Origin of the sequence: Phycicoccus sp. Root101, assembly GCF_001426245.1 — a bacterium.
GTDB lineage: Bacteria > Actinomycetota > Actinomycetes > Actinomycetales > Dermatophilaceae > Pedococcus.
In genome coordinates this window covers 365985-377696 of record NZ_LMCM01000009.1, presented here as the reverse complement: position 1 = coordinate 377696, position 11712 = coordinate 365985, and the positions used below count along the sequence as shown (strand labels likewise).

General features: G+C 71.4%; 8 protein-coding genes. 3 read left to right on the top strand and 5 right to left on the bottom strand.

The genetic code is table 11. From position 1 onward, the window contains the following. Positions 1–87 precede the first annotated feature (87 nt). Both ASC58_RS16425 and fabG read right to left on the bottom strand, forming a co-directional pair. Entirely contained in the window at positions 88–1071 is a 984-nt protein-coding gene (locus tag ASC58_RS16425) for a hypothetical protein (RefSeq protein WP_056917788.1), read from the bottom strand. Then, on the bottom strand, positions 1071–1826 hold the full coding sequence (fabG, locus tag ASC58_RS16420) for a 3-oxoacyl-ACP reductase FabG (protein WP_056917787.1): 756 nt from the start codon (positions 1824–1826) through the stop codon (positions 1071–1073). The genes ASC58_RS16425 and fabG overlap by 1 nt, the downstream gene beginning before the upstream one ends. 274 nt (positions 1827–2100) lie before the next feature. Between fabG and glgX the strand changes: the two genes are divergently transcribed. From glgX to treZ, 3 genes are all read left to right on the top strand, one after another. Further along, on the top strand, positions 2101–4266 hold the full coding sequence (gene glgX, locus ASC58_RS16415) for a glycogen debranching protein GlgX (RefSeq protein ID WP_056917786.1): 2166 nt from the start codon (positions 2101–2103) through the stop codon (positions 4264–4266). A gap of 120 nt (positions 4267–4386) precedes the next feature. Beyond that, complete coding sequence (gene treY, locus ASC58_RS16410) at positions 4387–6837, top strand: malto-oligosyltrehalose synthase (RefSeq protein WP_235529281.1); 2451 nt, start codon at positions 4387–4389, stop codon at positions 6835–6837. Positions 6838–6858: 21 nt separating this feature from the next. Beyond that, a complete protein-coding gene (treZ, locus tag ASC58_RS16405) occupies positions 6859–8733 on the top strand; it encodes a malto-oligosyltrehalose trehalohydrolase (RefSeq protein ID WP_056920046.1) in 1875 nt (624 codons plus the stop codon). Between the two features lie 21 nt (positions 8734–8754). Here the strand turns inward: treZ and ASC58_RS16400 are convergent, their stop codons facing one another. The 3 genes from ASC58_RS16400 to ASC58_RS16390 all read right to left on the bottom strand — a co-directional run bounded on the left by ASC58_RS16400 (position 8755) and on the right by ASC58_RS16390 (position 11689). After that, positions 8755–9222 (bottom strand): GNAT family N-acetyltransferase, encoded by a 468-nt coding sequence (locus ASC58_RS16400; protein WP_082553385.1) that lies wholly within the window; start codon positions 9220–9222, stop codon positions 8755–8757. Then, positions 9222–10175, bottom strand: coding sequence for an acyl-CoA thioesterase II (locus tag ASC58_RS16395; protein ID WP_056917784.1), 954 nt, complete (start codon positions 10173–10175; stop codon positions 9222–9224). Before ASC58_RS16395 ends, ASC58_RS16400 begins: the two co-directional genes overlap by 1 nt. Before the next feature lie 62 nt (positions 10176–10237). Continuing rightward, entirely contained in the window at positions 10238–11689 is a 1452-nt protein-coding gene (locus ASC58_RS16390) for a PLP-dependent aminotransferase family protein (protein WP_056917898.1), read from the bottom strand. Positions 11690–11712 lie beyond the last annotated feature (23 nt).

The window sequence follows — 11712 nt, the reverse complement described above, 5'->3', positions numbered from 1 at the left end:
CACGGATCGCCCTCGATCCGGGTGGGTGGGGGCGATTCGTGCAGGAACGGGCTCAGGTCGCCCTTGAGGGGACGGGGCAGTGCGGCGTCAGCGCGCGACGAGCCCGAGCAGGCGGGCGGTGCCGTCGGCGTCCAGGGTGCCGAGCGGCAGGAGGTGGACGCGTTGGCGACGCGTGCGGATCACGACCCCGTCGTCGTCGGCGCGCACGGTGCGCAGCTCGTCGGTGCCGAGGTGGGACGGATAACCCGGGACGTGCAGCACCAGGCCGTCGTCGAGGAGCGCGGCGCCGACGACCGTTCCCTCGGAGAACAGCGCTTTCGTCCCGGTGCGGACGAGCCCGAACTCGAGGATGACCACCACGGCGAGCCCGAGGGTGGCCACGACCGCGGCGGCCAGCAGGCGGTGGTCGGAGATGGCGACGGTGAGCACGGAGGCGGCCACGGCCACCTGGAGGAACGGGTGACGGACCAGCGCGCGACGCATGAGGCGCACGGTGGCCTGCTGCACAGCCGGGGTGACCAGCAGCGGCGACGTGACCTCGGGGTGAGCGGCCCGGAAGCCTTCGACCAGGTCACCGTTCGCGGACGTCGAGGTGAGGAAGTCCGCGTCGTCGGCCGTCAGCAGCTCCGAGGCGGTGACGAACGCCGGCTGGCGGGACCGGGATCGGACCACCGTGACCTCTCCGACGCGCGTGACGGCCCTGGCCGCCCCTGCGGCGAAGTCCAGCGAACCGGTCGCCCGGTCGACGACGAACCGCCCCTGCGCGTCGTAGCCGGAGGTGAGCACCCGGCCCGCCCCCACGACCGCCCGGATCGACTGGTGCAGGCGCAGGCGGGACACGAGCAGAACCACCGTCGGCGCGAGGACGGCGATCGCGGCCGTGAGGAACGCCGAGTGCGTCGACAACCAGACCACCACGCCGAGCACGGCCGTCACGGCATACCGGAGGGCGATGTTGGCGGGCGGGAAGGTGGCCTTCCACGCCTCGGCAGCCATCGGCCGCACCAGGCTGCCGTCGCAGGTGATCGTCCGAGCGGGGCGGGGGGTGTCGACGAACTCGGTCGGCGGCATCAGTCCTGTGGTCCGCCGGCGACGTAGATGACCTGGCCGGAGACGAAGCCGGCCTCCTCGGAGGTGAGGAACGCGATGGTCGCGGCGATGTCCTCCGGCTGGCCGACGCGTGCCACGGGGATCTCCTTGGCCGAGTGGGCGATGAAGTCCTCGAAGGAGACCCCGATCCGCTCGGCGGTCATCTTGGTCATCTCGGTCTGGATGAAACCGGGCGCCACGGCGTTCGCCGTGACACCGAACTTCCCGAGCTCGATGGCCAGGGTCTTGGTGAAGCCCTGCAGGCCCGCCTTCGCCGCCGAGTAGTTGACCTGGCCACGGTTGCCCTGGGCGGACGTCGAGGAGAGGTTGACGATGCGGCCGTACTTCGCCTCGGTCATGTGCTTCTGGACGGCGCGGGTCATGAGGAACGAGCCCCGCAGGTGCACGTCCATGACCGAGTCCCAGTCCTGCTCGGTCATCTTGAACAGCAGGTTGTCGCGCGTGATCCCGGCGTTGTTGACCAGGATCGTCGGCGCGCCCAGCTCGTCGGCCACCCGCTGCACCGCTGCCTCGACCTGGTCGGCCTTCGCGACGTCGACGCCCACGGCGACGGCGCGGCCGCCGGCACCCGTGATCGCGGCGACGGTCTCGGCGCAGGACCCCTCGTCGAGGTCGAGCACCCCGACGGCGTGCCCCTCGGCCGCCAGTCGCTTGGCGGTGGCGGCACCGATGCCGCGGGCTGCTCCGGTGACGATCGCGACGCGCTGGGTGGTCATGGAGGTCCTCCAAGGGGTGGGACGGGTCGGGTGGGGTCGTGCTATGCCCTGCACTCTACTGAGCGAGCGCTTACCGTGGTCCGCGGCCGGTCGCGACGGTCCGTCCGAGGTCGGTCCGCGGCCGGTCACGGCGGCACGGCGTCGCTGCTCGTCAGCGCGTGACCCCCACCTCCGGCACAATGGGCTCCACGCGAGGCCAATGCCGCCCTCACCAGCAGATCCTGTCCCCGACCACCTCGTGGCCCGGGACACGACAAGAACACGAAGGCGATTCATGGAGATCTGGCCCGGCAAGGCCTACCCGCTCGGCGCGACCTACGACGGAACCGGTGTGAACTTCGCCCTGTTCTCCGAGGTCGCCGAGAACATCGAGCTCTGCCTCGTGGACGACCAGGGCGTCGAGACGAAGTACCCGCTGCCCGAGGTCGATGGCTTCGTGTGGCACGGCTACATCCCCGGCGTGCAGCCCGGCCAGCGCTACGGCTACCGCGTCCACGGCCCGTACGACCCGGCCCAGGGCCACCGCTGCAACCCCGCCAAGCTGCTCCTCGACCCGTACGCCAAGGCCATCGACGGCCAGCCCGACGGCGACGAGTCCCTCTTCTCGTACCGCTTCGACGACCCCAGCGACGAGCCGGACAAGATCAACACCGACGACAGCCTCGGCCACACGATGCTCTCGGTCGTCATCAACCCGTTCTTCGACTGGGGCCAGGACCGCCTGCCGCGCCACGAGTACCACAACAGCGTCATCTACGAAGCGCACGTCAAGGGCCTGACGGAGACCCACCCCGACGTCCCGGAGGAGATCCGCGGCACGTATGCCGGCATCGCCCACCCTGTGATCATCGACCACCTCAAGCAGCTGGGGATCACGGCGATCGAGCTCATGCCGGTCCACCAGTTCGTGAACGACTTCACCCTGCGTGACAAGGGCCTGTCGAACTACTGGGGCTACAACACGATCGGGTTCCTCGCCCCGCACAACGGCTACGCGGCCTACGGCACGCGTGGCGAGCAGGTGGCCGAGTTCAAGGGGATGGTCAAGGCCCTCCACGAGGCCGACATCGAGGTCATCCTCGACGTGGTCTACAACCACACCGCCGAGGGCAACCAGCTCGGCCCGACGATCTGCTTCCGAGGCATCGACAACGCGGCCTACTACCGCCTCGTCGACGAGGACAAGGCTCACTACTACGACACCACGGGCACCGGCAACAGCCTGCTGATGCGCCACCCGCACGTGCTCCAGCTCATCATGGACTCGCTGCGCTACTGGGTGACCGAGATGCACGTCGACGGGTTCCGGTTCGACCTCGCGGCCACGCTGGCGCGCCAGTTCCACGAGGTCGACAAGCTGTCGGCCTTCTTCGACCTCGTGCAGCAGGACCCGGTGGTCAGCCAGGTCAAGCTTATCGCCGAGCCCTGGGACGTCGGCGACGGCGGCTACCAGGTCGGCAACTTCCCGCCCCTGTGGACCGAGTGGAACGGCAAGTACCGCGACACCGTGCGCGACTTCTGGCGTGGCGAGAGCGCGACGCTCGGCGAGTTCGCGTCCCGGCTCACCGGCTCGAGCGACCTCTACGAGCACAGCGGCCGCAAGCCGATCGCGTCGATCAACTTCGTCACCGCGCACGACGGCTTCACGCTGCGGGACCTGGTGTCCTACAACGACAAGCACAACGACGCCAACGGCGAGGACGGCAACGACGGCGAGAGCCACAACCGCTCCTGGAACTGTGGCGTCGAGGGCCCGACCAAGGACAAGAAGGTCAACGCCCTGCGCCTGCGCCAGCAGCGCAACATGCTGGCCACCCTCCTGCTCTCCCAGGGCGTCCCGATGCTGCTGCACGGCGACGAGCTCGGCCGCAGCCAGGGTGGCAACAACAACGGCTACTGCCAGGACAACGAGATCTCGTGGATCGACTGGAGCCTCGACCAGGACCAGCTCGACCTCATCGCCTTCACCCAGAAGCTCGTCGAGCTGCGTCACGACCACCCGGTGTTCCGTCGTCGCCGCTTCTTCGCGGGTTCGGCCGACCACGGTGGCGAGAGCGCGGTGGGCGACATCGCGTGGTTCGAGCCCGGTGGCAACCACATGGACGAGGAGTCCTGGGCCAACGGCTACGCCCGCTCGATGATGGTCTTCCTCAACGGGCAGACGATCCCCGAGCCGGACACGCGCGGACAGCAGACGCTGGACGACCACTTCCTGGTGATCTTCAACGGCCACCACGACGTGCTCCCGTTCGTCCTGCCCGGCAAGGAGTACGGCGACCGCTGGGTCACCGAGCTCGACACGTCGGCCCAGGAGGTCCAGGCAAAGGAGTACAAGCCGGACGCCAAGGTCAAGGCCGAAGGGCGTAGCGTCGTGGTCCTGCGGTGTCCTCGTGCGCTTCCCTCCGGATCTCCCGCAGGAGCGGCCGTCGCCCGGCGATGATCTCCCTGTCAGGGGTGTCGAGGACCGACCGACGACGACCACAGTGACCGTTCGATGACGATGCAGGAGACGGGTATGCAGCGCGGGACGCCACCGCACCGGCCGGCGGAGGGGCGAGTGGTGCCCACCGCGACGTACCGCCTGCAGGTCCACGGCGGGTTCACCTTCGACAACGCGGCGGAGCAGGCGAGCTACCTCGACGCCCTCGGGGTGTCGCACGCCTACCTGTCGCCGGTCCTGCAGCCGGCGCCCGGTTCGACGCACGGCTACGACGTCGTCAACCACGACCTCATCAACGAGGAGGCGGGGGGCGGCACCGAGCTGGCCAGGCTGTCGCGCACCCTGTCGCTCTACGGCCTCGGCGTGATCGTCGACGTGGTCCCGAACCACATGACGACGCCCACCCCTGCGCACCTGAACCGCCAGTGGTGGTCGCTGCTGCGCGAGGGGCGCAACTCGGAGTACGCGCACTGGTTCGACGTGGACTGGGCGGCCGAGGACGACCGGGTCCTGGTGCCGGTCCTCGGTGGGCCCCTCTCCTCGGCCCTGTCGGCCGGCGAGCTGGCGGTCCACCGGGACGGCGGTCCGCGCGGCGACGAGGCGGTGCTGCGGTACTTCGACCACGAGTTCCCGGTCCGCCCGGGAACCGAGCACCTCCCGGTGGCCGAGCTCGTCGAGGCGCAGTGGTACCTGCTGTGCGACTGGCGCGAAGGCGCGCAGCGGCTCAACTACCGACGCTTCTTCGACGTGACGACCCTGGCCGCCGTGCGGGTCGAGGACCCCGAGGTCTTCGACGCCACCCACCGGCTGCTCCTGTACTTCTACCGGTCCGGGTTCGTCGACGGGTTCCGGATCGACCACCCGGACGGCCTCGCCGACCCCGGTGGCTACCTCGACCGGCTGGCCGAGGCCACGGACGACGCGTGGGTGGTGGCGGAGAAGATCCTCGAGGGGCACGAGGAGCTCCCCGACACCTGGCGCTGTGCCGGGACGACGGGGTACGACACCCTCCTCCGGGTCGGCGGCGTCTTCGTCGACCCCGCGGGCAAGGGACCGCTCACCGACCTGCTGAACCAGGTCGTCGGGCACCAGGAGGACCTCGACGCCATGGTCGTCGACGCCAAGCGGCAGGTCGTGCGTGAGGTGCAGGCCGCGGAGGTCAACCGGTTGATGCGGCTGGTCGAGCAGGTGCTGCCGTGGCACGACCAGGCCTCGCTGAAGCGCGCACTGGGTGAGCTCCTCGTCGCCATGGACCGCTACCGCGCGTACGTCGGCGGCAGCGAGGCCGACCCGAGCCAGGCCGCCGTCCTCAACGCCGCCGAGTCGCGCGCCATGGCAGTGATCGCCGGGCCCGACCAGCTCAGCCTGAGCACGATCGCCCAGCTCGCCCGCGGTGGCCGCCTCCCCGAGGCGCACGCCGACACCGAGTCGGCGCAGCGCGAGTTCGTGGTGCGCTTCCAGCAGACCTGCGGGCCGGTGATGGCCAAGGGGATCGAGGACACCACGTTCTACCGCTACTCCCGGCTCACCTCCCTCAACGAGGTCGGCGGTGACCCGGGCCTCCTCGGCATCGCCCCCGAGGAGCTGCACGAGTTCGCCTCGCGCCAGCTGGCCTCCTGGCCGACGACGATGACGACCCTGTCGACCCACGACACGAAGCGGTCCGAGGACGTCCGGGCCCGGCTGGCCGTGGTGTCCGAGCTCTCGGCCGAGTGGAAGGCGTGGGTCGGGACCGCGCGCCGACTGGCCAAGGACCACCGCGGCAAGAAGCTCGACCCGGCGACGGAGTACTTCCTCCTGCAGACCGCGGTGGGTGCCTGGCCGATCAGCGTCGAGCGCCTCCAGGCCTATGCCACCAAGGCGATTCGCGAGGCCAAGCAGCACACCACGTGGACCGACCAGGACGACGCGTACGAGGCCGACGTGCAGCGGTACGTCGCGGCCCTGCTGGGGCAACCCGCGCTCGTGTCGCACTGCCAGGCCTGGGTCGACCGCGCGGCAGCCGCGTCCCGGTCCAACATCCTCGGCCAGAAGCTCCTGCAGCTCGTCGTCCCCGGCGTCCCCGACGTCTACCAGGGGACCGAGCTGGTCGACCTGTCGCTCGTCGACCCGGACAACCGCAGACCCGTCGACTACGGGCAGCGCCGCACCCGGCTGGCCCGCCTCGACAAGGGCGGGGAACCGGCGGACCTCGACGACGAGAAGCTGCTCGTCACCTCCCGCACCCTGCGGCTGCGGCACCACCACGCGCAGTGGTTCACCGGTCACCACGCGACGTACGAGCGCGTGGCGACGACCAGCGACCACGCGCTCGCCGTCGGTCGCGGCGACGAGAGCGGCCTGCAGGTCGTCGCCGTCGTGACCCGGTTCAGCGACAAGCTCGCCGCGTCGGGTGGCTGGGGCGAGGCCCACCTCGCCCTGCCGGAGGGGGAGTGGCACGACCTGTTCACCGGCCGGGCCGTCGTCTCGCTCGAGGGCCGTCCCGGCGTCCGGCTGGCACGTCTGCTGACCGACCTCCCCGTCGCCCTGCTCGTCCGTCATGGCACGCTGGGACGCGATGAGATCGCCTGAGCCCCAACCCTTGGACCACGCATGAGCTCCGCACACACCGTCACCGTCTGGGCGCCGGTCGCCGAACGCGTCGACGTCGAGTTCACCCTCGGCGACCGCCCTGCCGCGACCGCACCACTGGTGCGGCAGGACGGGGGCTGGTGGGCCTGGGAGCTCCCCGCAGACGTGGTTCCTGCCGACGGCCCGACCACGGGTGTGGTGACCGCCGGCGGTGACCCCGGTATGGCGCCGTACCCGGCCCTGGACTATGGCTTCCGTGTGGACGGCGGTGACCTGACGCCTGACCCCCGGTCGGCGCACCAGCCGCACGGAGTCCACGGGACGAGTCGGTGGTTCGACGCCTCCCAGCACCTGTGGCACGACGCCACCTGGGCCGGTCCGCAACAAGGGCTCGGTGTCCTGGGTGCGGTCGTGTACGAGCTGCACGTGGGGACCTTCACCAAGGAGGGCACGCTCGACGCCGCCCAGGCGCGGCTGCCCCACCTGGTGGAGCTCGGCGTCGACGTCGTCGAGCTCATGCCGCTCTCGGCGTGGCCCGGCCGCTGGAACTGGGGCTACGACGGGGTGGGCCCGTGGGCCGTCGAGGACGTCTACGGCGGCCCCGCGGCGCTGCAGCGTTTCGTCGACGAGTGCCACCGGCTGGGGCTCGGCGTCTGCCTCGACGTCGTGTACAACCACCTCGGGCCGGTCGGCAACTACCTGTCCCGGTTCGGGCCCTACTTCTCCGACGCGCACCCGACGCCGTGGGGGGCCGGGTTCAACCTCGACGGTCCGGACAGCGAGGCCGTGCGCCGGTGGATGGTGGACAACGCCTTGCGGTGGTTCGCCGACTTCCACGTCGACGCGCTGCGCCTCGACGCCGTCCACGAGCTGCGCGACGACTCCCCGACCCACCTCCTGGCGCAGCTGGCCGACGAGGTGGCCGAGCTCGGTCGCACCCTCGGACGGCCCCTGCACCTGGTCGCCGAGAGCGACCTCAACAACGCGATGATGGTGACGCCGACCGGTGCCGGTGGCCGCGGCATGGACGCCCAGTGGGACGACGACGTCCACCACGCCCTCCACGTGACGCTCACGGGGGAGACCCAGGGCTACTACGCCGACTTCGCCGGGCACAGCCGCGCACTCCCGGACGGTGGGCCGCTCGCCGTCCTGGCGAAGACGCTGACTCGTGGGTTCCTCCACGACGGCACCTGGTCCAGCTTCCGCGGGCACGACTGGGGTGCCGAGGTGGATCGCGAGAAGGTCGACGGGCGGCGCTTCGTCGCCTACCTCCAGACCCATGACCAGGTGGGCAACCGCGCTGTCGGAGAACGCATCTCGGCGTTGGTCAGTCCCTCGCAGCAGGCGATCGGCGCCGCGCTCTACCTCACGTCAGCCTTCACGCCGATGGTGTTCATGGGCGAGGAGTGGGCAGCCACGACACCGTTCCAGTTCTTCACCGACTTCGAGGAGCCGGAGATGGCGCAGGCCGTCACGGAGGGGCGTCGCCGGGAGTTCGAGTCGCACGGCTGGGCGGCGCACGACGTCCCGGACCCGCAGGACGAGGCCACCTACCGCCGGTCCCAGCTGCGGTGGGACGAGGTCCGCCTCGCACCGCACGCGCGCATGCTCTCGTGGTACCGGGACCTGATCGCGTTGCGGCGCAAGGAGTTCGCGCTCAGCGACGGGCGGCTCGACCTCGTCGAGGTGGACTTCGACGAGCGCGGCCAGTGGCTCGTGATGCGCCGTGGCTCCTTGCGCACCGTGGTCAACCTGGCCGGCTCGCGCTGGACGGTGCCGCTCGACGCGGCACCCACCGGGGTCGTGCTGGCGTGGGAGCCCGGCCAGACCAAGCTCAAGGAGCAGTCGGTCCACCTGCCGCCGCGCACTGCGGCGATCGTCCGCGTCGGCTGACCTCCTGCGAGTCGTGCGCGGTCAGACGGGCAGCTCGTAGGTCACGAGGTCGGTCTGCCTGGCCAGCCGGTCGTAGGTCGACCGCGCCCGGGCGTTGCTCTCCCTGGTGATCCAGCGAACCTGGGTCCAGCCCCGGTCTCTGGAGACCTGCTGAAGGGCGGCGAGCAGCGCGTCCACGGCGCCCGAGCCGCGGGCGGCCGGGGCGACGAACAGGTCGTCGAGGAAGCAGGCCGTCGCGGCGGCGAGTGGTCGCACGAAGGGGCGGAAGTGCGCCATACCGACCGGCTGCGCGCCCGGGGCGGGGCGGACGACGACACACTCGAGCTCGTGGTCGGGGTCGGTCAACCAGGCCCAGATCGCGGGGGAGACCCGTTCGGGGTCGGTGACCTCGTAGAAGTCGAGGTACCCGCGGTGCAGCGCCGTCCACGTCTCGTGGTCCTCGGCGCGCAGCGCGTCGACCACCCACCGGGATGCCTCGCGCTCGACCATCAGGACTTCTTCACCCGGACCATGCCCTCCTGGGCGACGGTCGCGACGAGGGTGCCATCGGCACCGAACATGCGGCCGATGCCGAGGCCGCGGCCGCCGGACGCCGAGGGCGACTCCTGGGTGTAGAGGATCCAGTCGTCGACGTTCACCGGCCGGTGGAACCACATGGCGTGGTCGAGGCTGGCAGGTCGCAGCCTGCGGTCGCTCCACGCGAGACCGTGGCGGCGGATGACCGACTCGAGCAGTGTGTAGTCGGAGGCGTAGGCGAGGACGGCGGCGTGCACGAGCGGGTCGTCGGGGAGCTCGCCGATCGCCTTGAGCCACACGCTCTGGTGGGCGACGTGCTCCGGGCCGGGCGCCGCGAACACGTCACCCTCGACGTGCCGGTGCTCGACGGGACGGTTGAGCAGGTGCCGGGCCTGCGGGTGGTCGACGGCGCCGAACAGGTCCTGCAGCGACGGCAGGGTCTCGGGCCCCGGGACGTCAGGCATGGCGTCCTGGTGGTCCAGGCCGTCGGCCTGCTCCTGGAACGACGTGATCATCGACAGGATCGGCAGGCCGTCCTGGATGGCGTGGACGCGGCGGGTCGAGAACGACCGGCCGTCACGCATCCGTTCGACGGCGAACCGGATCGGCTTGGTGTCGTCGCCCGGCCGCATGAAGTAGCCGTGCAGCGAGTGGATGTGGCGCGGGCCGTCGCCGTCGTCGATGTCGGCCACGGTGCGACCGGCAGCCATGACGCACTGGGCCAGGACCTGACCGCCGAAGACCCGGCCGTGCGGGGTCTTCTGGCTGCGGCCCAGGAACACCGAGGCACCGGACTCGCCGAGGTCGATGGACTCCGCGCCGTCGACGCCCTCGACGGTGATGCGGGCGGTCCCCAGCTCCTCGAGGTCGAGGGTGGCGAGCAGGTCGGCGAGGGGCTCGGTGGGTGCGGTGCTGTCGTCGGTCACAGCGGAAGCCTAGGGGGCGTGCCGATGCCGGCTCGAGGCGAGTTCGACGGTGCGGTCGGCGCTCACGCCACCAGCGGTGGACGTCGCCGGCCGGCCGGTCGGCTCGCGACGGCGTCCTCCCAGGCCAGGGCGATCCGCTCCACGGCGTCGGTGACCACCTCTGGGGTGTGGCCGGTGAACGGGATGCGCAGGAACCGCTCCATGCCCCCGTCCACCGCGAACTGCGACCCCGGTGCAAGGACGACCCCACGCTGGTCCGCCGCGACGGTCAAAGGCGTCGAGAGTGCCTCGGGCAGCTCCGCCCAGAGGCACAACCCGCCCTGCGGCACGGTGAAGCGCCAGTCCGGCAGCCGACTGTGCAGGGCCCCGACGAGCGCGTCACGCGTCGCCACGATCGCTTCCCGCCGTACCGGCAGGATGGTGTCCCGGTGTTCGAGCAGGTCCAGCAGGACGAGCTGCTCCATCACGGGGCTGCCGAGGTCGAGCGTGAGCCGAGCCGTGACCAGCGCGGGCATGAGGTCACGCGGCGCCCGCAGCCAGCCCACCCGCAGACCACCCCAGAACGTCTTGCTCGCCCCGCCCACGGTGACGGTCCGCGCGTGGTGCGCCCCCAGCGGAGACGGCATCACCAGACCCGGGTCGTGCGCGAGCTCGACGAGCGTCTCGTCGACGATCGCCACCGTCCGGGTCTGCCCCAGGGCCCGGCCCAGCCGGGCGCGGTGCTCCTCGGGCATGAGGGCGCCCGTGGGGTTGTGGAAGTCGGGCACGAGGTAGGCCGCCCGCGGCGCCGTCTGGCGCAGCGTCGCCTCGGCGGTGTCGAGGTCCCAGCCCTCGGCCCCGATCGGCAGGGCGACCGCGCGGGCGCCGGAGCGGCTGAGGGTCTCGATGGCGTTGGGGTACGTCGGGCTCTCGAGCAGCACGCGGTCGCCCGGCGAGAGCAGGGCCCGGGCCGCGATGGCCACGCCGGCGAGCGCGCCGCCGGTCACCATGACCTGCTCGGCGTCGGTGGGCAGCCCGCGCTCCGTGAGGTCGGCGGCCAGCTGCTCGCGCAGCGCCGGCAGGCCCAGCGGGTGGTAGCCCGTGCCGGTGAGGTAGCGGGGGAGCTGTTCGAGCGCGCGTTCGTAGGCGGCGACGGTCCCGACCGGCGCACTCATGGAGGCGCAGGTCAGGTCGATGACCGGGCCGTCGAGCTGGTCGGACGTGGGCTGGAGCGGCCCGCTCTGCCGGCGGCCGGTCGCCGCACCGGGGAGCACGGCCACGCTGCCCGACCCCTGCCGCGACTCGAGGTACCCGCGGTCCCGCAGCTCGGCGTACGCGCGGCCCACGGTGGTCCGGCTGACGCCGAGGGCGGCGGTCAGGTCGCGTTCGCTGGGCAGCCGGGTGCCGGCCGGGATCCGGCCGTCGGCGACCAGCAGGCGCAGGGCGTCGGCGAGGCCCCGGTAGGCCGGGCTCGTGTCGAGGGCCGCACCGAGCAGCGGGCGGAGCCGGGCGGCGGTGAGCGCACGAGGAGACATGCAGACCACTTTGACACAATTGG